The organism is Aeromonas sp. SG16 (genome assembly GCF_024436135.1).
GTDB classification, from domain to species: domain Bacteria; phylum Pseudomonadota; class Gammaproteobacteria; order Enterobacterales; family Aeromonadaceae; genus Aeromonas; species Aeromonas jandaei.
The window spans coordinates 100,035-121,463 of the sequence record NZ_JANFNW010000004.1 but is presented as its reverse complement, the minus strand read 5'-3'; the positions used below and the strand labels follow the sequence as shown (position 1 = coordinate 121,463).

The 21,429-nt window shown below is 58.9% G+C and carries 20 protein-coding genes; 7 read left to right on the top strand and 13 right to left on the bottom strand.

Annotation, left to right across the window (positions count from 1 at the left end; all coding sequences use genetic code 11):
• Positions 1-14 precede the first annotated feature (14 nt).
• Genes NOM67_RS12335 through rnr form a run of 3 tightly spaced genes read right to left on the bottom strand, consistent with a single transcriptional unit; the run spans position 15 to position 3,735 of the window.
• Positions 15-587: a Crp/Fnr family transcriptional regulator gene (locus NOM67_RS12335; protein ID WP_255937460.1), complete on the bottom strand. Its 573-nt coding sequence runs from the start codon at positions 585-587 to the stop codon at positions 15-17.
• A gap of 2 nt (positions 588-589) precedes the next feature.
• A complete protein-coding gene (gene rlmB, locus NOM67_RS12330; protein WP_201912554.1) occupies positions 590-1,339 on the bottom strand; it encodes a 23S rRNA (guanosine(2251)-2'-O)-methyltransferase RlmB in 750 nt (249 codons plus the stop codon).
• Positions 1,336-3,735 (bottom strand): ribonuclease R, encoded by a 2,400-nt coding sequence (rnr, locus tag NOM67_RS12325; protein ID WP_041209218.1) that lies wholly within the window; start codon positions 3,733-3,735, stop codon positions 1,336-1,338. Before rnr ends, rlmB begins: the two co-directional genes overlap by 4 nt.
• 134 nt (positions 3,736-3,869) lie before the next feature.
• Here rnr and NOM67_RS12320 point away from each other — a divergent pair, with 134 nt between their 5' ends.
• The gene (locus tag NOM67_RS12320; protein ID WP_185430665.1) at positions 3,870-4,892 is read left to right on the top strand and encodes a GGDEF domain-containing protein; all 1,023 of its coding nucleotides are present in this window, start codon (positions 3,870-3,872) and stop codon (positions 4,890-4,892) included.
• Between the two features lie 117 nt (positions 4,893-5,009).
• On the opposite strand, the gene ompA is transcribed toward NOM67_RS12320, so the two are convergent.
• Together ompA and NOM67_RS12310 are read right to left on the bottom strand one after the other, a co-directional pair.
• A complete protein-coding gene (gene ompA, locus NOM67_RS12315; protein WP_255937454.1) occupies positions 5,010-6,053 on the bottom strand; it encodes a porin OmpA in 1,044 nt (347 codons plus the stop codon).
• Between the two features lie 254 nt (positions 6,054-6,307).
• Positions 6,308-7,330 carry an SGNH/GDSL hydrolase family protein gene (locus tag NOM67_RS12310; protein ID WP_041209220.1) on the bottom strand — a complete coding sequence of 341 codons (1,023 nt, stop codon included), beginning with the start codon at positions 7,328-7,330 and terminating at the stop codon, positions 6,308-6,310.
• A gap of 328 nt (positions 7,331-7,658) precedes the next feature.
• On the opposite strand from NOM67_RS12310, the gene NOM67_RS12305 reads away from it, so the two are divergent.
• Positions 7,659-8,045, top strand: a complete 387-nt coding sequence (locus NOM67_RS12305) for a YgiW/YdeI family stress tolerance OB fold protein (protein ID WP_033115065.1) — start codon at positions 7,659-7,661, stop codon at positions 8,043-8,045.
• 88 nt (positions 8,046-8,133) lie between these two features.
• Here NOM67_RS12305 and mltC read toward each other — a convergent pair whose 3' ends face one another.
• From mltC to mutY, 3 genes are all read right to left on the bottom strand, one after another.
• Positions 8,134-9,237, bottom strand: a complete 1,104-nt coding sequence (gene mltC, locus NOM67_RS12300; protein ID WP_255937451.1) for a membrane-bound lytic murein transglycosylase MltC — start codon at positions 9,235-9,237, stop codon at positions 8,134-8,136.
• 115 nt (positions 9,238-9,352) lie between these two features.
• Positions 9,353-9,625, bottom strand: coding sequence for an oxidative damage protection protein (locus NOM67_RS12295; protein WP_041209221.1), 273 nt, complete (start codon positions 9,623-9,625; stop codon positions 9,353-9,355).
• Positions 9,626-9,633: 8 nt separating this feature from the next.
• The gene (gene mutY, locus NOM67_RS12290) at positions 9,634-10,686 is read right to left on the bottom strand and encodes an A/G-specific adenine glycosylase (protein WP_255937448.1); all 1,053 of its coding nucleotides are present in this window, start codon (positions 10,684-10,686) and stop codon (positions 9,634-9,636) included.
• 248 nt (positions 10,687-10,934) lie between these two features.
• Between mutY and NOM67_RS12285 the strand changes: the two genes are divergently transcribed.
• A complete protein-coding gene (locus NOM67_RS12285) occupies positions 10,935-12,173 on the top strand; it encodes a multifunctional CCA addition/repair protein (protein ID WP_255937445.1) in 1,239 nt (412 codons plus the stop codon).
• A 103-nt stretch (positions 12,174-12,276) separates the two neighbouring features.
• On the opposite strand, the gene NOM67_RS12280 is transcribed toward NOM67_RS12285, so the two are convergent.
• Both NOM67_RS12280 and NOM67_RS12275 read right to left on the bottom strand, forming a co-directional pair.
• The gene (locus tag NOM67_RS12280) at positions 12,277-13,875 is read right to left on the bottom strand and encodes a BCCT family transporter (protein WP_219278303.1); all 1,599 of its coding nucleotides are present in this window, start codon (positions 13,873-13,875) and stop codon (positions 12,277-12,279) included.
• 9 nt (positions 13,876-13,884) lie between these two features.
• Positions 13,885-14,412 (bottom strand): hypothetical protein, encoded by a 528-nt coding sequence (locus tag NOM67_RS12275; protein WP_042032612.1) that lies wholly within the window; start codon positions 14,410-14,412, stop codon positions 13,885-13,887.
• A 158-nt stretch (positions 14,413-14,570) separates the two neighbouring features.
• Here NOM67_RS12275 and NOM67_RS12270 point away from each other — a divergent pair, with 158 nt between their 5' ends.
• Positions 14,571-15,050 carry a MarR family winged helix-turn-helix transcriptional regulator gene (locus tag NOM67_RS12270; RefSeq protein ID WP_255937725.1) on the top strand — a complete coding sequence of 160 codons (480 nt, stop codon included), beginning with the start codon at positions 14,571-14,573 and terminating at the stop codon, positions 15,048-15,050.
• Positions 15,051-15,097: 47 nt separating this feature from the next.
• Here NOM67_RS12270 and NOM67_RS12265 read toward each other — a convergent pair whose 3' ends face one another.
• Positions 15,098-15,679 carry a YjaG family protein gene (locus tag NOM67_RS12265; protein ID WP_041209226.1) on the bottom strand — a complete coding sequence of 194 codons (582 nt, stop codon included), beginning with the start codon at positions 15,677-15,679 and terminating at the stop codon, positions 15,098-15,100.
• Between the two features lie 162 nt (positions 15,680-15,841).
• On the opposite strand from NOM67_RS12265, the gene NOM67_RS12260 reads away from it, so the two are divergent.
• A complete protein-coding gene (locus NOM67_RS12260; protein ID WP_033115071.1) occupies positions 15,842-16,786 on the top strand; it encodes a D-2-hydroxyacid dehydrogenase in 945 nt (314 codons plus the stop codon).
• A 70-nt stretch (positions 16,787-16,856) separates the two neighbouring features.
• Here the strand turns inward: NOM67_RS12260 and mepM are convergent, their stop codons facing one another.
• Positions 16,857-18,194, bottom strand: coding sequence for a murein DD-endopeptidase MepM (gene mepM / locus NOM67_RS12255; protein WP_071912594.1), 1,338 nt, complete (start codon positions 18,192-18,194; stop codon positions 16,857-16,859).
• Between the two features lie 259 nt (positions 18,195-18,453).
• Here mepM and NOM67_RS12250 point away from each other — a divergent pair, with 259 nt between their 5' ends.
• Both NOM67_RS12250 and NOM67_RS12245 read left to right on the top strand, forming a co-directional pair.
• Entirely contained in the window at positions 18,454-19,749 is a 1,296-nt protein-coding gene (locus tag NOM67_RS12250; RefSeq protein ID WP_255937434.1) for a LapD/MoxY N-terminal periplasmic domain-containing protein, read from the top strand.
• Positions 19,746-20,687, top strand: coding sequence for a TAXI family TRAP transporter solute-binding subunit (locus NOM67_RS12245; RefSeq protein ID WP_255937432.1), 942 nt, complete (start codon positions 19,746-19,748; stop codon positions 20,685-20,687). The genes NOM67_RS12250 and NOM67_RS12245 overlap by 4 nt, the downstream gene beginning before the upstream one ends.
• Here NOM67_RS12245 and NOM67_RS12240 read toward each other — a convergent pair.
• Entirely contained in the window at positions 20,682-21,356 is a 675-nt protein-coding gene (locus NOM67_RS12240; protein ID WP_071912588.1) for a transglutaminase-like cysteine peptidase, read from the bottom strand. The genes NOM67_RS12245 and NOM67_RS12240 overlap by 6 nt on opposite strands.
• Between the last annotated feature and the right edge of the window lie 73 nt (positions 21,357-21,429).

Below are 21,429 nucleotides of genomic sequence, written 5' to 3'. Positions count from 1 at the left end.
ACCAGTGCCCTGCATTAACCTTTGTTAAGTTCTTTCAGCCGTTTGCGAATGCGGCTCAGGCTGATGGGAGTAATGCCGAGATAGGCGGCAATCTGGTGGTCAGGCACTCTGGCATCGAGTGCGGGAAAACTGTCGAGAAAGTGCTGATAGCGCGCCTGTGGGCTGCCGGTCAGCAGCAACTGCTCCTTCTCCTCCTTGATGCGCAACTGCACCTCCAGCAGGTGCTGGTACCAGCGCGGCCAGCCGGGCAGCTGGCGCAAGTCGGCCAGACTGAACAGCTGCAGACGGCAGGGCTCCAGCGCCTCCACACTGTAGCGGGCCGGCTCGCCACTGAGCAGGTGGTGGAAGTCGAGAAACTCGTCCCCCTCCCAGTAGAACTCCTTGATGTACTCGCGGCCATCCTCCAGCACCAGCTTGGCCCGCAGCAGCCCCTGCTCCACCCTGACCAGCTGATCCGGGCTATCGCCGGCGTGCCAGAGGCAGCTTTTCGGGCTGAGGGTCAGCGGGCGGGCAAAAGAGAGGAGGCGCGCGGCCTCCTCTTTATCTGCGACCTGCGCCCAATCGAAGGGGGGTCTGTCAGTCAGCATGATCAAGCGCGGCGCTGACGCACGGCTTCAAACAGGCAGACACCGGTTGCCACCGAGACGTTGAGGCTGGATACCGCCCCCGCCATCGGGATGCTCACCAGCTCGTCGCAGTGCTCGCGGGTCAGACGGCGCATGCCTTTACCTTCAGCCCCCATCACCAGCGCCATCGGGCCGGTCAGTTTGGCCTGATAGAGGTCGTGATCGGCCTCGCCAGCGGTGCCCACGATCCAGACGCCGCGCTCCTGCAGCTCGCGCAGGGTGCGGGCCAGGTTGGTTACCTGGATCAGCGGCACCACTTCGGCGGCGCCACAGGCGACCTTGCGCACAATCGGGGTCAGGCCGGTGGCCTTGTCGCGCGGCACAATCACCGCGTGCACCCCGGCGGCATCGGCGCTGCGCAGGCAGGCGCCGAGGTTATGCGGGTCAGTCACGCCATCCAGCACCAGCAGGAAGGGCTGGCTCTGTTGTGCCGCCAGCTCGTCCAGCAGGCTGGCCAGATCGTGCTCGGCGAGCTTCGGCGCCTCTTTCACCCGGGCCATGATGCCCTGGTGATTGTTGCCTTCCGCTTTGTCATCAAGGGTCTTGCGGTTCACGCTCTGCACGCGCAAGCCGAGGGACTCCAGCTCGGCCAGCAGGGGTTGTAGCCGGTCGTCATCCCGCCCTTTCAGCGCCCATACCTCGATAAAGCGCTCGGGAGTGCGCTCCAGCAGCGCGGATACAGCGTGAATGCCGTAGATCAGTTCAGTACTCATTTAGTGCTCTTGGCCTTATCGCGAGCTTTTTTGCCCGGTCGTCTGTTGCTGGGTTTGGCACGGCCACCCTTGGCGGGTTTGCCGCTCTCCTTGCCATCTTTCTCTTTGCGCTTTTCGTGGCGCTCGGCGCTCTTGGCCTTCTCCTTCTTGATCTCGGCCATCTTGCGAACCGCCTGCTTGGCGTTCTTGCCGGTGATCTTGAGGGGCTCTTCCACCATCACGAAGTCGATCTTGCGATCGTCCAGATTGACGCCCATCACCTTGACCCGCACCTTGTCGCCCAGACGGTAGCGGCGGCGGAAGTTCTCGCCGATCAGCTGCTGGTGCAACGGGTCGAACTGGTAGTAGTCGTTGGTGAGGGTGCTGACGTGCACCAGACCGTCGATGTGGATCTCGGCCAGACGCACGAAGAAGCCAAAGCCGGTGACGCTGGCGATGACGCCGTCAAACTCGTCACCCACGTGATCCAGCATGTACTCGCACTTGAGCCAGTCGGCCACGTCGCGAGTGGCATCGTCGGCACGGCGCTCGGTCATGGAGCAGTGCTCGCCCATCGGATCCACTTCTTCCAGCTGGTAGTGATAACCACCGCTCGGCGTCCACTTGTGGCGCAGGTTGGCCTGCTGCTCCTTGGCGGTCTGATACTTGATCGCACGGTGCAGGATGAGGTCGGGGTAACGACGGATCGGCGAGGTGAAGTGCGCGTAGGACTTCAGGGCCAGACCGAAGTGACCGATGTTGTCGGCCTGATAGATGGCCTGACGCATGGAGCGCAGCAGCATGGTGGAGAGCAGCTCCGCATCGGGGCGCCCTTCAAACTTGGCAGCCAGCTCGGCGAAATCCTTCGGCTCGGGCTCGAGACCGCCCTTGAGCTCCAGACCCAGTTCGGCGAGGAAGTCACGGAAACCGGTCAGACGCTCCTCACCCGGACGATCGTGCACCCGGAACAGGGCGGCAGCTTCGTTCTTCTCGATATAACGGGCGGCAGCCACGTTCGCCTGGATCATACACTCTTCGATGATCTTGTGGGCGTCGTTGCGCACCAGCGGCACGATGCGGTCGATCTTGCGCTGGGCGTTGAAGATGAAGCGGGTCTCCTCGCTCTCGAACTCCACCGCGCCGCGCTGATGACGAGCCTGTTTGAGCGCTTTGTAGAGGTTGTTGAGCTCCTCGATATGGCCCACCAGCGGGTCATACTGCTGACGCAGCTTGGGATCCCCGTCGAGGATCGCCGCCACCTTGGTGTAGGTGAGACGGGCGTGGGAGTTCATTACCGCTTCGTAAAACTTGTAGCCGGACATGCGGCCAGAGGCGGAGATGGTCATCTCGCACACCATGCAGAGGCGGTCAACCTGCGGGTTCAGGGAACAGAGACCGTTGGAGAGCACCTCCGGCAGCATGGGCACCACGAACTCGGGGAAGTAGACCGAGTTGCCGCGCTGATAGGCTTCGGTGTCGAGGGCCGTGCCCGGCTTCACGTACGCAGAAACGTCGGCAATGGCAACCCACAGGCGCCAGCCGCCACCACGCTTGGCTTCACAGAATACGGCGTCATCGAAGTCGCGGGCATCTTCCCCGTCGATGGTGACCAGCGGCAGGGCACGCAGGTCGATACGGCCCTCTTTGGCCTTCTCCGGCACCTGCTCGCCGAGACCGGCGACCTCTTTGGTCACCTCTTCCGGCCAGGTGTGCGGAATGCCGTGGGTACGCAGGGCGATTTCGATCTCCATGCCGGGCGCCATGTTTTCACCCAGCACCTCCAGCACGGTACCGACCGCGTTGAAGCGGGCAGTGGCGCGCTGGTTGATGCGCACGACCACGACCTGGCTCTGGCGAGCCCCCTTGTTCTCCCCTTCCGGGATGATGATGTCCTGGCCGATGCGGCTGTCATCCGGCACGACGAAACCGACGCCGTTCTCGACGAAGTAACGACCGACGATATCCGCCTCGCGGGATTTGAGCAGACGCACCAGACGCGCCTCCTGGCGCCCCTTGCGGTCGATTTCGGTCGGCTGCACCAGCGCATAGTCGCCGTGCATCAGACGCTGCATTTCGCGGTTGTTGAGGAACAGATCCGGGCCACCACCCTCGGGACGCAGGAAACCGAAGCCATCCTTGTGGCCGAGTACGTAGCCTTTCACCAGATTCAGACGATCCGGCAGGGCATAACACTGGTTGCGCGTGAAGACCAGCTGTCCATCGCGCTCCATGGCACGCAGACGGCGACGCAGGGCTTCCAGTGGCTCTTCATCGGTCAGCTTGAGAACCTTGGCCAGCTCTTCCCGTGACATGGGTTTTTCGTGGCCCTTGATGAGGTCGAGGATCATCTCGCGACTGGCGATGGGATTCTCGTATTTTTCGGCCTCGCGTTCGAGGAAAGGATCTTTTTGAGACATAAGCAGGCCTTAGGGTAGGTGGTAACGGTGCCATTATATCGGAGGGGGGGGCGAATGGCATCCATCGGCTGCCTTTTGGCCAATCTCTCTGTCATACTATCTTCAGTTCGCTGGCATGATGAGACACAGAACTCATGAGTAAGGACACATTTGCCCAATCTGCCGCCTATCTCAAGCAGGCAGTTCCCCTGATGATCAAGTACCAGATCCCCACGACGCCGGATAACTATCACCTCTGGTACAACTACGTTGCGGCCAGCATGCCCGAGCTCAATCAGGCGATCGATCAGGCGGTCAAGCTGCAGGGCACCTGCTCTCTCACCACCTGTGAGCGCCTCTATCACCAATATCTGGCGGCTCAGGACGAGAAGCAGATGGAGGCAATGAAGCTCAACCTCGCCGCCATGGCCAACGAGCTGGGCCACTCCATGCAGGACGCCATCTCGGATACCGGCATGTTTCAGGAGATGCTCGACAAGAGCTTCGACAAGCTGAGCCGTATCGACGACGAGGGTTTCAGTCTGGAAGACACCATGGGGATCCTGCGCGATCTGGTGCGCGAGTCGCGGGATGTACGCATGTCGACCATGCACTTTCGCAACCAGCTCAGCAATGCCGAGAAAGAGATCAAGGAGCTGCGGGCAGCGCTCAACGAGACCCGCAAACTGGCCAACGAGGATGCCCTCACCAGCCTGCTCAACCGGCGCGCCTTTGACCTTGAACTGGAGAGCCTGATCCGCAGCCAGCAGCCCTTCTCGCTGATCCTTGCCGACATCGACCGCTTCAAGAACTTCAACGACGAATATGGTCACCTGCTTGGCGATCAGGTGCTGCGCGCTTTCAGCAAACGGCTGCGCGATGCCTGCAAGGAGGGAGTGACCGCCTATCGGCTGGGTGGCGAAGAGTTCGCCATGCTGGTGCCCCATCGCAATCTGGCACTGACCAGGCAGATGGCAGAGAGCATGCGCCGCGCCATCGAGCGGATGTCGATTCTGGATCGCAAATCGGGCCGGCGCATCGATCACATCACCGCCTCGTTCGGCGTGGGCGAGTTCAACGGTCAGGAGAGTGCCGACAGTCTGGTCGAACGAACCGACAAACTGCTCTACAAGGCCAAAGAGCTTGGCCGTAACCGGGTCATGCCACTCCCCTCCTGAGAGCCGTCGAATTGCCGGATCTTCCCCAATAGAAAAGCCAGTCAGGTCACTGACTGGCTTTTCTTCATCTCTTACCAATGCCGCCAGGGTTAAACCACGGCGGCATCGGTCAGACGATTACTGCTGGGCCTCTGTGACCCCTTCCACTTTCACTTCGACACGGCGATCCGGAGCCAGGCAGACGATCAGCTCGCGCTTGGACTTGCTGACGCAGCTGTCGCCGGTAACCGGGGAAGCCTTGCCACGCCCTTCCACATTGACCTTGCTGGCCGGGATCCCTTTACCAACCAGATAGTTGGCAACGGTCTGGGCACGCTGCTCGGAGAGCTTCTGGTTGTAGGAGTCAGAGCCAATGCGGTCGGTGTAACCGATCACGGTGGCGACGCCATCCTTCGGACGCGCAGACTCAATCTGGCTGTAGAGGTTGTCCAGCGCCTCGCTGGCTTTCGGCTTCAGCGTTGCCTTGTTGAAGTCAAACAGCACGTCGGAGCTCAGGGTGAACTGCTTCTCGACAATAACAGGCTCGGGAGCGGGTGCCGGCGCAGGAGCCGGTGCGGCAACCACAGGAGCAACCTGACCGAAGCGATAGACAGCGCCCAGCGAGAGCAGGCCGTTGTCCATACGCAGGCCGGTGTCGTCACGGCTGCCATATGGAGTGGAGTATTGATATTCGAGGCGAGCAGCCCAGTCGCGGTTGAAGGCATATTCAGCGCCCAGCGCACCTACGACAACAAAGCGGCTGTCGCTTCCCTCACCACTGTTGTCAGCCCAGCCATAGCCACCACCCACACGACCGTAGAGGTCCAGGCTCTCGGTCACCGGGAAGCCCAACTTCAGGGTCAGTTGCGCCAGTTGTGCCTTCACGGAGTCGTTAAATGCTGTGCTGGTTGATTTCTCTACGGCATCAAACTTGTACTTGCCCAGATAGTCATAACCCAGCTCAACACCCAGATTCTTGTTAACCTGATAGCCGCCAAACACACCGGCCCCCAGGGAATCATTGGTCTCATTGCCAAGAGTAAAAGCGTTGCTTTCATCAATGCCATAGAAGTTGGACCAGCCCAGTTTGGCACCGCCATACCAGGTGTTGTCCTGACCGGCCGCCTGTGCGTTGGCAGCGAGCAAACCGGTAACCAGTAAGGTAATCAATGATTTTTTCATGTCTTAGCCTCTGCAACTTTATGTAGGAGGAGGTTGATTGATATCACCTCGTCTTATAGGCGCAATCGCACAAACACGATCGCAGCATATCAACGTTAGCCTATTTTCAAGTACCTGATATCAATTAACAAATAACACTTTAACTCAATGACACCACAAAAACAGCAACAAATGTCTGTTATTTGACCAGGAAAGGGATGAATGCATCATTCTGCGGGGAAACGGGCCAGCCTGTCGCCGGCCCGGAATGGTTGTTACTGACGGATGAACTCGTAGTTCTTCTCGATAAAATCGGCCACACGCTGACCCAGAACTTTATGCACGGTACGAGTCGGGTGTACCTGATCCCAGAACATGTTGCCCTCGCAATTGGCTGTCATGGCCGCCCGCATCAACTCGGGGCTGACCACTGCCTGCGCCAGGATCGGGTTGCTCGCAATGGCAAGCTGCTCCGGCAGCGTCAGCGCCGCCGCTTTCGGCATCTTGGCAAAGGGCTTCCAGACATAGCCACCGCCGTAGCAGGCATGTTCGATATCACTGAGCCCGAACTGCTGCGGGTCGCGCACCATCTCGTCAAACTGCTTGTCGACTTCGAACAGCTTCACGATGCCAAGAGGGGCAAGCTCGTTGGTGAGCGCCTGCAACCGCTGGTTATGGTATTTGGCTACATGGCGCACCTTGTCGACCACCTTCATGCTGTGAGCCGACGGGGTCTGCCCCAGATCCGGAATGTTGAACAGCAGTATCTGTTTGGCGCCATTTAAAACCAGATTATTCGCTGCCGCCTGAATGGTGGCTACCACCCGATCTGCATCCTTCTCCTTGTTCCAGCCATAGGCCAGATAATCGTTGGCTCCCACCCAAATCACCACCAGATCATCGGGGCGGAACTTGTCTTTTTTCAGGAACTGTTTGATCTCGTACTCCAGGTTATTGATCACCTGATACTTGGGATCCCAGGACCAGAAGCCAAGCCAGCCATTCAGGGGGCCAAGGTGGTTATAAGCCACCGCAGTGGCACCGCCTTCAGCCTCGTTGGCCAGCTTAAGCCCCGGAAAATGCTCTTGTTGCAACACTTCCAGCCAGACTGGCCCATTACTGAAACGCCCCTTGAAATAGGGGGGACTGGAGGGGAGATACCCTTTCATCTTCTGGTACATTTTGCCGGTATCGGAGAGGCTGTCGCCAAACATCACGATACGGGAAAAGGCAGGACGCTCGACCGCCTGAACGGTCAATGCCATCAACCCCAATAAACAAACAAGCCACTTTTTCATATTGTTATTCTCATTGTTCGGCAAGGGTTAACCTTGCTCGCTTTCCTCGAACGGAGATCTCTTTGGGAAGAAGCAGATCTCCACTGACGCCTGATCAGGGCGACAGATTAACGAGCTGGCTAAACCTTCACCTACTCTTTCGCGCAATAGAATCGATTGCGCTCACAAAACAGACGATCTCTTATTCCATTTTCACCCCATTTCGGCTGCTGCCACAGTCGGAAACAGCGCGTGCTTTTTCCCCTTCTCGCAAATAAAACGGATGCTTTCACGCTTGTTTCACGCCCCCCTCCGCACAATGCCCCCATCCCAACGACAGGAGCATGAAATGAACAAAGCAAGCGCAGCCATTATCGGAATGTTGACCCTGATGTCCGTATCCTCTTTCGCCATGGCGGCCTACACGGGCCCGATGGAGCAGAACAAGGTCTCCGTGGCGCAACTCAAGGATCTGGCCGATGACAGCTGGGCCACGCTGGAGGGCAAGCTGGTCAAGCACCTCGGCGGTGAAAACTACCTGTTCCGCGACGAGAGCGGCGAAGTAGAGGTCGAGGTAGACGAGAAGGTATGGCGTGGCACCGAGGTAGGGCCGGACGACCTGATCCGCATCCGTGGCGAGGTGGACCACAGCTGGAACAAGACCGAGCTTGATGTGGAAAGTCTGGAGAAAGTGGGCGCGGCGCCCAAGGCTAAAGGCGGCTTCATCGCCAAGTAAGGCCGGAATGATCCCTGACTGACCAGACGTAAAAAAGGGCGCTGTTGAAAGCGCCCTTTTTCATTTTCCGTTCTGCCGCTGCGACCCGTTAACCGGAACGGCTGGCAAATGTTCGCTTGAACCCCTTCTCGGCCTGATTGACCTTGTAGAGATAGCGACGAGCTTCCGCCTTGGGATGCTGCTCGGTCAGCACCTGATAGACCGCCTCGGGTGAGAGCTGGTTGATCATGCCTGGCGCCGCCTTGCGATCGCTGGAGAAGGTGTTGAGCACCCCGCCAGCCCCACCGTTATAGGCGGAGATCACCGCATAGCGACGGGACTGGGGATCCTGAATATCCGACAGATAGACGGTCTGCAGCAGATGCAGATAGGCAGTCCCGACATCAATGTTGTAGGCCGGATTGAACAGGTCTTCCCGGGTCGGTTGACCGCTCTTGCCCTTGACCCGCACATAGACGTCACGCCCGGCCGTCGCCGGAATGACCTGCATCAGGCCATAAGCATTGGCATGGCTCACCGCATAGGGGTTGAAGCTGCTCTCGGTCTTGATCACCGCATAGATCAGGCTTTCAGAGACCCCGTATTTGCGGGAGGCTTCACGGATCAGGCTGGCGTACTTGTAACCCCGTCTGTCTTCGTGGTTGGCCACCATGGGGATATCGACGAAGAAAATGGTGCGAATACCAAGGGTGCGCTTCTTCATCGCCGTGTTGAGCAGGTAGTCGGCGTAGCGTTCGGCACGCCAGGATGCCCGAATGGGCTGACGCTGATTGTCCACCACCTGACCATAGAGGAAAGGCTCGCCGCCGGGCATGATTTCACGGTCGGAGTAAAGATCCACTTCGGCCGGATCGTCCGGTGTCAACAGGGTCTCGACAATGGCACGACGCAGGTGAGCACGGGGATCTACGCCAGATACCGTCTCGACCATGATATGGCCGCTGGAGAAGTCGATGTGGGCACGGCTCTTGTACTGATCCGTGTATTTGACGTAGTCATACTTGCCCGCAAACAGCGCCTCTCGCCCCCATATTTCGTTCACGTTATGGGAGAGCGCACTGATCATGTGTTCAAAGCCGCGGATGTCCTTGCCGTTGACGAGATCATCATCCTCATTCCCGCTGGGCTTGGGAGAAGATGAACAGGCAGAGAGAAACAGCAGGGTGCACAGCAGCCAGAAAATTCGGCCCATAGGATCCTCAAACAGGGCGACAGTGCCGCCCATCATTCATATGCCGCGAGTAAACAAGGGGAGGCTGATCACCTTTGGCTCCACTCCCCGCTCACAGGTACTACAGCTCGATTGCTTACTGACTGGGAGGGGTATAACCCTCGATCTGCACTTCACCCGCTTCAAACAGGTAGCTGACCATCTCTTTTTCCAGCAACTGACGATGCTCAAGATTCATCATATTGAGCTTTTTTTCGTTGATCAGCATCACCTGCTTCTTCTGCCACTCGGCCCAGGCTTCCTTGCTGATGTTGTCAAAAATCCGCTTGCCGAGTTCGCCCGGGTAGAGTTGAAAATCCAGGCCCGGGCCCTCTTTTTTCAGGCGTTGGCAAAATACAGTACGGCTCATGTTGACCTCTATGGTTGTAGCTCCGGATAGGCGAGCAGACGGGCCGTGGCGGCCGCCAGCCCCACCTCGGCAGGATGGCGTAAGTTATACCAGAGTCGGTTATCTGCTTCCATGAGGCGCAGCGCTGGCGCTGCCTCAATCTCGATCAGCAGCGGCTGGATATCGAGGTGGAAGTGACTGAATGTATGGCGAAAACCGGCCAGTTCCCGATAATCGTGATGACTCAGGCCAAGGGACGCCAGCAGACCCTCTACCTCCGCCAGCGAGGCGACCTGCGGGAAGCAGTAGAGCCCACCCCAGATCCCCTGCGGCGGCCGCTTCTCCAGCAGCAGTTCGTCGCCATGGCGGATCAGCAGCATGATGCCATCCCTGGCCGGAATGCTCTTCTTCGGCTTGCTGTTGGGGTAGGCAGTCGGGTTGCCTTGCGACAGCCCCTGGCAATCGGCCCGCACCGGGCAACGCTCGCAAGCAGGCTTGCTGCGGGTGCAGATCGTTGCCCCGATATCCATCATCGCCTGATTGTATTGCGCCACGCCCAGCTTGGGAGTGAGCCGGATGGCGATCTCCCACAGCTCGTTCTCCACCTGCTTTTGGCCGGGCCAGCCCGGCAGCGCCAGCCAGCGGGTGAGTACCCGCTTCACGTTGCCATCAAGGATGGCGTGAGGCTGACCGAGGGAGAGCGACAGCACGGCCCCGGCGGTTGAGCGACCAATCCCCGGCAACGCCATCACCTCGTCAAAGCGCTCGGGAAAGAGGCCGTGGTGATGCTCGCGGATCTGCTGGGCCGCCTTGTGCAGGTTGCGGGCCCGGGCGTAGTAGCCAAGCCCGGTCCAGTGGTGCAGCACTTCGTCCACGGGGGCATCGGCCAGCGCCACCACATCGGGGAAACGCGCCATAAAACGCTGGTAATAGGGGATCACGGTAGCGACCTGGGTCTGCTGCAGCATGATCTCCGAGACCCAGACCCGGTAAGGAGTCTTCTCCTGCTGCCATGGCAGGCTCTTGCGGCCATGAAGCTCATACCACTCCAGAACCCGGCTTGCGAAGGTTGATTGATTCACGTTGTTCTCATGTCGTTGATATATAGGGAACTCTGCGGTTCCTTCGGCTTATTTTGGCTGTTCGGTAGTAAAGCCATTGCGCAATACAGAGCCAGCCGTCTGGTGCGGCAGGGTACGGCCTCGTAACGCCCAAGTCAAAGCCCTGCTGCCACACTCGATTACCCCACATTTTCCCGGTCACGGCCGGGCAGCAATGCAGTAACAAAGACGATATACTCGGCCCCACGATTGTTGACGGGAGAGATGGTTTGCAGACTTATCTGGTTGGGGGAGCAGTACGGGATCGCCTGCTGGGATTGCCGCAGGGCGACAGGGATTATCTGGTGGTCGGCGCCACCGTGGAGCAGATGCTGGCGCTGGGCTTTACCCAGGTCGGTCGCGACTTTCCCGTGTTTCTTCACCCCAAAACCCAGCAGGAGTATGCCCTCGCCCGTACCGAACGCAAACAGGGTCAGGGCTACACCGGCTTTGTCTGCCACGCCGCCCCCGATGTGACGCTGGAGCAGGATCTGCTGCGCCGGGATCTCACCATCAACGCCATCGCCGAAGATGAACAGGGAGAGCTCCATGATCCCTACGGTGGCATCAAAGATTTGGAGAAACGGCTGCTGCGCCACGTCTCCCCCGCCTTTGCCGAAGACCCGCTGCGCATCCTGCGGGTTGCCCGCTTCGCCGCCCGCTTCCACGCTCAGGGCTTTGTCATCGCGCCGGAGACCCTCGCCCTGATGAGCGAAATGACAGCGGCTGGCGAGCTGGCCCACCTCACACCGGAGCGAGTCTGGAAGGAGCTGGAAAAAGTGCTGCTGGGGCCAACCCCGCAGATCTTTATCGAGGTGCTGCGCCAATGCAGCGCCCTCAAGGCGCTCTTCCCCGAGATCGATGCCCTGTTCGGCGTGCCCGCCCCGGCCAAGTGGCATCCGGAGATCGATACCGGCATCCACACCCTGATGGTGCTGGAGCAGGCGTGCCGGATCTCCCCCGAGCTGACGGTGCGCTTTGCCGCCCTCTGCCACGACCTTGGCAAGGGAGTGACCCCCAAGGAGTTCTGGCCCAGCCATCATGGTCACGGCCAGAAGGGGCTGCCGCTTATTCGCGCCCTGTGCGAACGGTTCCGGGTACCCAACGAGTGCCGGGATCTGGCTCTGCTGGTGAGCGATTTGCACACCCACATCCACATCGCCTTTGAGCTCAAGCCCGCTACCCTGCTCAAGGTGTTCGACAAGGCTGATGCCTGGCGCCGCCCCGAGCGCTTTGCCCAGCTGCTGGATGCCTGCCGCGCCGACTTCCACGGCCGCACCGGCTTCGAGGAGCGAGTCTACGCCGAACCTGACTATGTGGCCGAAGCACTGGCTGCCGCCCAGGCAGTGCCGGTGAAAGAGATAGTTGCGGCCGGTTACAAGGGGGAAGAGATCAAGGAGCAGCTTGCCAAAAAGCGGACCGATGCCATCAGCCGCATCAAGGATGAGTGGACCTTTATCGAGGAGTAACCCCTACCCCGGCGCAAGAACAGACGGCCGTACTGACGAGGCTCCCGCAGGAGACCTCACCAGTACGGCCGTTTTGTCATTTAGCTGAGTTCAGACTGGCGGTTTACGCCGGGCCGATGCGCTCCAGCAAGCTCATATGGGATGAGCCATCGTGGCGCTTGAGGTTCTGACGATACTCGAACTGGCGCTGGCTCTCCTGTTTGAGCCCCAGCATCAGCGAATAGCACATCGCCAGCATGATCACCGAGAAGGGCAGCGCGGCTATGATGCTGGCCGCCTGCAGGGCGGCAAGACCGCCGGAGACCAGCAAAATCGCAGCGACCAGCCCCTGGCCCAGCCCCCAGAGCGCGCGGTGCGGTACCGGAGGATCCTGATCACCGATGGAGAGCAGGGTCGTAATCACCAGCGTGCCCGAGTCACTGGAGGTAATGAAGTAGGTGCAGATAAGCAGGGTCAGCACGCCCTTGGCAATCCAGCCGAAGGTCTCCCAGTGCAGCAGTTCGACCGTCTTGTAGAGCGCCAGCGTCACATCCTGATTGACCGCCGCGACCACACCGCCGCCACCAAACAGCTCCAGATTCATCGCCGTACCACCAAACACGGTGAGCCAGAACATGCCGAGCAGCGAAGGCACCAACAGCACGCCGAGCACGAATTCACGGATGGTACGCCCCTTGGAGATGCGGGCGATAAACATGCCGACAAACGGCGCCCAGGCGATCCACCAGCCCCAGTAAAACGCCGTCCAGCTCGACTGCCAGGCCGAGGTGCCATTGGCTTCGGTGTTGGTCCAGAAGCTCAGTTTGACGATGTTCTGCAGGTAATCACCGATGTTCTGCACGTAGGCGTTGAGGATATAGGTGGTCGGCCCCAGCACCAGAAAGAGCGCGAGCACGAAGACGCTCAGCCAGATATTGAGCTCGGAGAGGATCTTCACCCCGCGCCCGACCCCGGAGACCGCCGAGAGGGTGGCGATCAGGCTGATGCCACCAATCAGCCAGAGCTGATTCACTTGCGATACTTCCATGCCAAACATCTGGTTGAGGCCGGTATTCATCTGGGAAACACCCAGGCCAAGGGAGGTCGCCACCCCGAACACGGTACCGAACACCGCCAGCACGTCAGCGGCGTGGCCCCAGAAGCCGTAGATACGATCGCCGAGCAGCGGATAGAGCACGGAACGAATGGCCAGTGGCAGCTTGCGCCGGTAGCTGAAGAAGGCGAGCGACAAGCCGACGATCACATAGATTGCCCATGGATGGAGGCCCCAGTGGAAAAAGGTGAGGCGCATGGCGATCTGGGCCGCCTCCGGGGTCATCCCTTCGGTAATGAAAGGGTTGCCCTGCAGGTGGTTCATCGGCTCGGCGATGCTCCAGAACACCAGCCCGATCCCCATGCCCGCGCTGAAGAGCATGGAGAACCAGGCGAAGTAGCCGAACTCCGGTACCTGGTCGTCGTCGCCCAGCCGGATGTTGCCGAAGCGGCTGAACATCAGGTAGACGGCGAAGAACAGGAACAGGGCGACCACCAGAATGTAGTACCACTTGAACCCGGCAATAATCTGATCCTTGGCCCCGACAAACCAGCTGGCGGCCGTCTCGGGGACAAAGACCCCGAACAGCAGAAACAAGGTGATGACGGTCAACGCCGTCATGGCCATGGTGGGGTTGAGGCCTTTAAATAGCCCTTTGCTTGCTCTCATCCAGCCTCCTTAGTCGTTGTTGAAAAACTCTTCGCCCACGTGATCACCGGCACCACCGATGGCGCGATAGACCAGCTTGCCTGCCGCCTGCTCCCGGTGATCCACCAGGGTGACCGAAGGCTGACCGTTCACCGCGTGGCGCTTGCCGAGGAAGATGGCCATGGGCACGCCCAGATTGGAGATACCGCTGGTGATCCAGAGCCGGTTGAAGTCGTAGGAGCCGCCGATGAACTCCAGCTGGGCCAATCCGGTATCGAGGCCGGTCAGATAGAACTGCATGGCGCTTTCGTCAGGAAAGAGGTGCACCAGCACATAGGCGTAACGCAATTCGTTCACCAACTCCTTTAGGTTGAAAGTACCTGTTTCGCTACAGGAGAGCGGCAGTTCGCCGTCGTAGTGGTGAACCTTGAGGTTGTTCGGGTCTTCATCATAGGCGGGCTGATAGCGGACAAAGGCTGATGTATCAGGCAGTTCATAGCGAACCCGCACGACTTTCAGGCCGCTGGCCAGGGTCTTGATATCCAGTTCATTGGTCATGTTTACTCCTCTCTTGTCAGGTTAAACAGCGCAAAGAGGGGCTAAACTAACACAAAATTAATTTGAACATAAACCATTTGAGTAATAACTATATTGACCTTTTTATCTACCGGGAGCAGAATTTTCCCCCTTTCAACCCGACTTCCTACTCCGACACCATGGAAAAACATGATGAAGTGCTGGTAGCGCTGCGCCAGATCATTCGTGCCATCGACATGCACTCCAAGCGCTTGATCAAGGAGGCGGGTCTCACCTCGCCACAACTCTTGCTGCTCAAAGGGATTGATGAGCTGGGCCAGATCTCCATGCGCCAGCTGGCCGACCACACCAACATGAGTCAGGCTACCGCCACCACCATCATGGATCGCCTCGAGAGCCGCCAGCTGGTGCAGCGCGTTCGCAGCAAGACCGACAAGCGCAAGGTACACGCGACCCTGACCGATGCCGGCCGCGCCCTGCTGGCCGAAGCGCCGACACCACTGCAAGAGAGTTTTATCCAGCGTTTCCAATCCCTTGAAACCTGGGAACAGACCCTGCTGCTCTCCTCCCTGCAGCGCATCTCAGCCATGATGAATGCCGACGGGATAGATGCCGCCCCGGTGCTGAGCGTCAGCCCCCTGACCGCCGAGCAGGCATAAAAAAAGCTCCCGAAACGGGAGCTTTTTTAGTGGGCCGGCACCGGCGATTACTCTTCCAGGCTGATACCAATGTTGGAGACGCCATCCTGAGCGGCAAAGGCCTTGATGGCCAGAATGCGGTCGCTGTCGCGCTCATGGGCAACCCGCTTGAGCAGCTCGACCTGAAACTCCAGCTCGGCTTCCATGTATTCGTGCTCGTAGAGCTCTTCTTCGGTCAGATCCCGCTCTTCCATCATCTCGATAAAACCGGCAACGGTACCAACGGAGGCATGGCTGGCATCGTTGGCCTCTTCCCCAACACGGCAGATCACCGAGTTGTAGGCACAGCCCAGCGCCACGCAGGCATCCAGAGCCGGATAGGCACCGTAGGATTCAAACTTGCGGGGATCCGGAATATGGGCTTCGAACTCTTCGAGAATGGCACCCAGATTGACCCGGGAACCCTTGACGGTCAGGTAGTTCCACATCTGATCCAGCGCATGCCGGAAGGCCTCTGCATTGCCAAAGCCGGAGGCCTGACTGAACAGGGCATAGTTGGGGTACATGCGCTCTGCCAGCGCCAGGGTGTAGACGGTCTGTTGCCAAGGCTGTAGCTCGGCCAGTCGCTTATAAAACTTGTCACCAAACACTGGAGTCGGATCCTCTGCAAAATGTGGGGCAGATTGTAGCCCACGAGGGGCGCTGCGAAAACGAAAAAGCGCCCTGGTCGGCTATGTTGCGCTGGCAACTCGGGTAAGATGGGACGAGAGCGGCATCTTGTTGCGCCGCAAATTCTGATAAGGAACAAGAGTATGAGCCAACGTACCCTTCTTTTGCTCAGCCAGGATAATGCTCACTACGAACGTCTGCTCAAGGCCGCCAATCTCCCCCATCTGCGCATTCTGCGAGCCGATAACCAGAGCGATGCCGAGAAGCTGATCGGCGAAGCCCATATTCTGATGGCAGAACCGGCCCGTGCCAAACCGCTCCTCCCCAAGGCGGGAAAACTCAAATGGTTCCAGTCTACCTATGCCGGAGTGGACGTACTGCTCGACCCGGACAGCCGGCGCGACTACCAGCTTACCAACGTGCGCGGCATCTTCGGCCCGCTGATGAGCGAATATGTCTTTGGCCATCTGCTCAGCTTGATGCGACAAATTCCTCTCTATCGGGAACAGCAAAGGCAGCGTCTCTGGCAGAGCCACCCCTATCAGGGGCTCAAGGGGAAAACCATGCTGATCCTTGGCACCGGCAGCATTGGCCAGCATATCGCCCAGACCGGCAAGCACTTTGGCATGAAGGTACTTGGCATCAGCCGCAGTGGCAGGGAGCGGGCCAGCTTTGATCAGGTTTACCAGCTGCCGGCACTCAACAAGATCCTGGCGCAGGCCGATGTCATCGTCAGCGTGCTGCCGGCGACCCGCGACACCCGCCACCTCTTCAATGCCGCCCGCTTCGAGTTCTGCAAACCGGGCGCCATCCTGTTCAACGTGGGACGCGGCAATGCCGTCCACTCCGGCGATCTGCTGACGGCCCTGCGCACCGGCAAGCTGGCGATGGCGGTGCTGGATGTGTTCGAGCAGGAGCCACTGCCCGCCGACAGCCCGCTGTGGGGGCAACCCAACCTCATCGTTACCCCTCACAACAGCGCCTACAGCTTCCCCGAGGATGTGGCCCAGATCTTCGTGCGCAACTATATCCGATTCATCGACGGCCAGCCCCTAGACGGCAAAATAGACTTCGACAAGGGCTACTAGCGCCTGATTTTTCATGCAAAAAGGCCCCGCCAATCTGGCGGGGCCTTTTCATTTCAGGCGGTGACAGGTATCAACCTGCGGCCAGCTCCTTGCGGTAGCCTTTCACCTTGGCCAGGAACTGGCGACGCTCCTTGCCGCTGAGCGGTTCGGCCATCGGCAGCTTGGCAGTCATGGCGTTGACCGGTCGATTGTTAATGCGCAGCTCGTAGTGGAGGTGAGCACCGGTCGAGCGCCCCGTGTTGCCGGAGAGGCCAATCTTGTCACCCATCTTGACCCGCTGACCCGGTTTGACCAGCAGTTTGCTCAGGTGCAGATAACGGGTCGAGAGGGTACGGCCATGCTTGATGACGACATAGGTACCTGCCAGCGGGTGGCTGGTTGCCTTCTGGACGACACCATCACCGGTCGCCAGCACCGGAGTGCCGACCGGCACGGCAAAGTCGGTGCCCTCGTGAGGACGCACCATACCGGTTACCGGATGTTTACGCGCCGGGTTGAAGTTGGAGCTGATCCGGTAGCGGCTGTGGGTCGGATAGCGACGGAAACCGCGCTCCAGACTGTTGCCCTGACCGTCGTAATAGTTGCCGTCATCGGAGAGCCAGGCCGATACCGTCTTGCCCTGGCTGGTCACTTCCACACCCAGCAGCTGGCTGTTGCCGGTGCTCTTGCCCTCGACGGTCTCCTGACGTACCAGCACCTTGAATTTGTCACCCTTTTTCAGATCCTGGGCAAAGTTCATCCGCCACTGGAACAGGTTGGCAATCTTCTGGATATGGTTGGCCGGAATACCGGCATTACGGGCGCTGACATAGAAGCTGCCATTGATCACGCCATCGTAGCGCTGCGGCTGCCAGTCCACCTTCTCGTTGATCATCGAGGCGGTATAGGTGTCGTCGGTGCGCGCCATCACCAGCGTCTGCTTGATGTTCAGGCGGATCTTGAGCTGCTGCAGGATGTTGTCCTGATCGATCAGCAACTCGATGGTCTGACCCGGTTTGAGCCGCGCCAGATAGTTCTTGTTGTCCGCATCCAGCACCTTGTAGAGGGTGGTGGTCGAGAGCCCCAGATTGTTGAAGATGGCGGTCAGATTCTCGCCATTGCGCACCCGGTAATCCTGCCACTGCGGGGCGGTATCAACCGGAATATCATCGTCCGGCGTGGCGGGATCAACCAGTTCGTGATCGGGGATTTCGTTAAAGTCGGTGTTGTTTTCGTTGGTTGCCGTACCCGCGGTATCAATCGGCAACTCCAAACGCAGGGGCCGCTCCAGAATGTCCCCCGGAGCCGGCAGCAATGCCACTGCTGACAGGGTCATCGCCGTCAGCATCACCATTGCGTAAAAGTGTTTGCGGGGAACCGGTGGTTCCCAATTGGCAGCCTGTGCTACCAAGGGACGGAGACGTTTCATCCGCTATCCTGTCTTTATATCTGAAGAGTGTGAGTTGCGATGTGGTAGTACCAAATCCGCATAAAACTGTCTGTTTGACAAAAAACGATACAAATAGTTCATCGCAATCTGCATGAACTTCACATTTTATGCATAACCAGCCCGGATGGGCAGAAATGATCGTCTTTTTTAACCATTTTTTCCTATTTTTAAGAACCGGCTCGCCATAGCGCCAGAATAAAAACCGCAAATGTTGCAATAACTTTTCCATGGAGTGGAGATGACGTTATCAAAACTATTGAGCAGGATAATCCTCATCCTGTTTCTGATCGGTGCCATCCTGCTGTTTGTGCTGGAAATCACCACTGTCCGCCAATCCATCATCGACCAGATGTCTGCCAATCTGGAGACTGCCGTCACCGCTCTGGGTCTGGTGCTGCAAGGTACTTTGCTCAACGATGACAAGGTGCTGGCCGAAACCATCGTCAATGCCATGTTCGATGGCGGCTTCGTCAGCTCTGTCAGGTTGGTCGACCCGGACGGACAACTGCTGTTCCAGAAGGTGTTCCAGGCCACCCAGCAAAACGTGCCTGGCTGGCTTCCCTCGGTTATCGGCATGCCACCGGTCAAGATTGAGCAAGAACTGACCGATGGCTGGCGCATGCTCGGTACCCTGACACTGGAAGGTCACAGCGGCTACGCCTACCAGCACCTGTGGAATGCCATCAGCCGTATCGGACTGGCACTGTTGGGTGGACTGATTGTCTTTACTCTGGTGATCTCCCTGGTCAGCCAACGGCTGCTAAAGCCGCTGGCGCAGATCAACCAGCAGCTAATCCGGATCCGCAAGCACCAGTTCAACAGCGCCCTCCCCACCCCTTGGCTGCAGGATCTCAAAGAGGTGGCGCTCTCCATCAACCAGCTGGTCTCCGAGCGCAAGCGCGACCTGCTGCAGCAACGCCTCAAAATAACCCAGATGGGCAAGCAACTGCAGCCATCCGCAGCACAACCCTTGCAAGGGCTAACCGACACCCGTGGCGGTCACCTGCAAACCTTCGTCTCGACACAGGGCGAGATCACCCTCTACCAACGCTTCCTGCCACACCCGGCACTCACCGCCGACAGCGAGCTGACCACCATTCAAGCGGTTCTGGAACAATGGTTGCAACACCATGTTGAAGGGATCTCGCTACCGCTCTCCCTGCTCCACCACCCGCAGTGGCAAGCCATAGCACCGCTGCTGACCCGGGGAAGAGGAAAGACTCTCGACTGGCGCTGGGATGTGACCGCTTTCCCGGCTGAGGGTGAGTCGATATTGACCCGCTTGCAGGAGCAGGGGGTTGAGCTGGCGTTTAGCGCTATTCCGCTCAATACGGAGACCTTCAATCAACTCGATCCCCTCAATCCTGTCTTTGTCTGCTGTCAGCTGAGCGAGGAGCCGCTCTACTGGCATCTCCTCTCGCAAACCATGCACGCGGCTGGTTACACCCTGTTGGCCGAGGCGGGCACTGGCAGCAACATCGACAAGCTGCGCACCTGGGGAATTGATGGTTATGCGAGGGAGGCACAATCATGAAAAAGCTGGCTATCTTGCTGATGCTGTTCGGCCAAGCCGGAGCAATGGCCGCACCGGCCACCATAGCAACGGGGGGTGAACAGGGGATCTACTATCAGGTCACCAGCGAATTCTGCCGGCTCGCACACAAGACTGACCCGCAGATCAGCTGTGCGCTGCAGGCAACCTCCGGTTCGATGGAGAACCTGCAGCGACTGCGGAGCGGTGAAAGCCGCTACGCCATGGTGCAGTCTGACTGGCTCTATCAGGCCAGTCAGGGTAGCGGCCCCTTCGCCAACGCCGCACAAACCGGCCTGCGCGCGCTGTTCGCAACCCACGCCGAACCCTTTACCATAGTGATCCGGGCCGACGGCGATATCTCCTCGCTGGAGCAACTCAAACTCGCCCCTATCGATATGGGGCTGAAGGGCTCCGGTACCCGCCAGACTGCGCTGGCTCTTTTCAACTTGCTGGGCGCCAAGGAGCAGGACCTCGACCTGAAAAGCATGGCCAATGCAGCCGAGGCGCTCTGCAGCAAACAGATCGATGCCTATGGACTGGTGATGGGACACCCCAACCGGATTGTGCTCGATACCGCCAAGCGGTGTGCCATCCAATTTCTGCCGGTCGATGGCGCTCTGCGCGACCAGCTGATCAAGGGGGTCAGGTATTACCAGCGCAGCCAGGTGCCCGCGCGCATCTATCCGGGTAACTTGAAAGCCACACCCACCTTTGCCATCGCGGCCACTCTGGTGACCAATGCAACTACTCCCGAAGAAGAGGTCTATAACCTGACCCGTGCCATGCTGGCACAGCAGACCAAGTTCAACGAACAGACTTATGGCTACGCCAACATGTTCCATCAGGCGCGCAACAAAACCGGCCCGGTGCTGAGCATTGAGCAGCATCCGGGCGCAGCCCGTTATTTTGCCGAGTTGAAAGCCGCCGGGAAGCTATAGCTGGCGGCGGGGAGAGCGCAACTGCTCGCTGGAGAACCGGGTCTTCATCGACGTCCACTGCGCCAGCCTGTCGGCACTGCCTGCCAGCGTTCCCTCACGGCGGGACTTCATGATCCAGATGCTCTTGGCATCGAAGCTGTAGACAGGGATAAGGTCAGTGCGCTGACTTCCGGGCAGAATGCGGCTGTTGATGTTGTCGAGCACCAGCGGATCTGATTTGGGGGTCGCGAAATAGAGCGTCACCATGTGGAACTGGTTGTAACGCACCGCCTTGACGTAAGCCAGCCGCAGCTTCTTCTCGTCCACCCCCAGCTCCATCAGGGTGTAGTACTTGGAGATGCTGTAATCCTCGCAGTCGCCACCGCGAGCGCCGATAAACTCCAATGGATTGGCCCAGTAGTCTGCTTCTCCCCACAATCTGGGATCATCGCTGTAGGTCAGGTTATTGAAGTAGTGATTTACCAGCTCGATTTTCTGCTGATCCGTGGTGCCGGCTCTGGGCGTCAGCAAGCGGGAAAACGCCTCGGCGCGCTGAATGGCACGCCCGCCGTAGACCTCCTGCAACTTCTCCCGCAGCTCGGGGCTGGCGATATATTCCGACAGGCGGGAAGCCTGCACGCCGGCACAACCGAGTGCCAGCATGCAGGTGGGGATTAACAGCCATTTCATACCGGACACTCCATGTCAGATGCTGGAGGTCAGTATAGTCCCAGACAACAGAGAGCAGACTCTTTGGGCCCAG

Coding starts and splice junctions, on each gene's coding strand:
- rnr (WP_041209218.1), bottom strand. CDS start 3,735: ATGTCTCAAAAAGATCCTTTCCTCGAACGCGAGGCCGAAAAATACGAG.
- NOM67_RS12260 (WP_033115071.1), top strand. CDS start 15,842: ATGAGCCAACGTACCCTTCTTTTGCTCAGCCAGGATAATGCTCACTAC.
- NOM67_RS12250 (WP_255937434.1), top strand. CDS start 18,454: ATGACGTTATCAAAACTATTGAGCAGGATAATCCTCATCCTGTTTCTG.
- NOM67_RS12240 (WP_071912588.1), bottom strand. CDS start 21,356: ATGAAATGGCTGTTAATCCCCACCTGCATGCTGGCACTCGGTTGTGCC.
- ompA (WP_255937454.1), bottom strand. CDS start 6,053: ATGAAAAAATCATTGATTACCTTACTGGTTACCGGTTTGCTCGCTGCC.
- NOM67_RS12280 (WP_219278303.1), bottom strand. CDS start 13,875: ATGAGAGCAAGCAAAGGGCTATTTAAAGGCCTCAACCCCACCATGGCC.
- mltC (WP_255937451.1), bottom strand. CDS start 9,237: ATGGGCCGAATTTTCTGGCTGCTGTGCACCCTGCTGTTTCTCTCTGCC.
- NOM67_RS12270 (WP_255937725.1), top strand. CDS start 14,571: ATGGAAAAACATGATGAAGTGCTGGTAGCGCTGCGCCAGATCATTCGT.
- NOM67_RS12305 (WP_033115065.1), top strand. CDS start 7,659: ATGAACAAAGCAAGCGCAGCCATTATCGGAATGTTGACCCTGATGTCC.
- NOM67_RS12245 (WP_255937432.1), top strand. CDS start 19,746: ATGAAAAAGCTGGCTATCTTGCTGATGCTGTTCGGCCAAGCCGGAGCA.
- NOM67_RS12295 (WP_041209221.1), bottom strand. CDS start 9,625: ATGAGCCGTACTGTATTTTGCCAACGCCTGAAAAAAGAGGGCCCGGGC.
- NOM67_RS12275 (WP_042032612.1), bottom strand. CDS start 14,412: ATGACCAATGAACTGGATATCAAGACCCTGGCCAGCGGCCTGAAAGTC.
- rlmB (WP_201912554.1), bottom strand. CDS start 1,339: ATGAGTACTGAACTGATCTACGGCATTCACGCTGTATCCGCGCTGCTG.
- mepM (WP_071912594.1), bottom strand. CDS start 18,194: ATGAAACGTCTCCGTCCCTTGGTAGCACAGGCTGCCAATTGGGAACCA.
- NOM67_RS12320 (WP_185430665.1), top strand. CDS start 3,870: ATGAGTAAGGACACATTTGCCCAATCTGCCGCCTATCTCAAGCAGGCA.
- NOM67_RS12310 (WP_041209220.1), bottom strand. CDS start 7,330: ATGAAAAAGTGGCTTGTTTGTTTATTGGGGTTGATGGCATTGACCGTT.
- NOM67_RS12335 (WP_255937460.1), bottom strand. CDS start 587: ATGCTGACTGACAGACCCCCCTTCGATTGGGCGCAGGTCGCAGATAAA.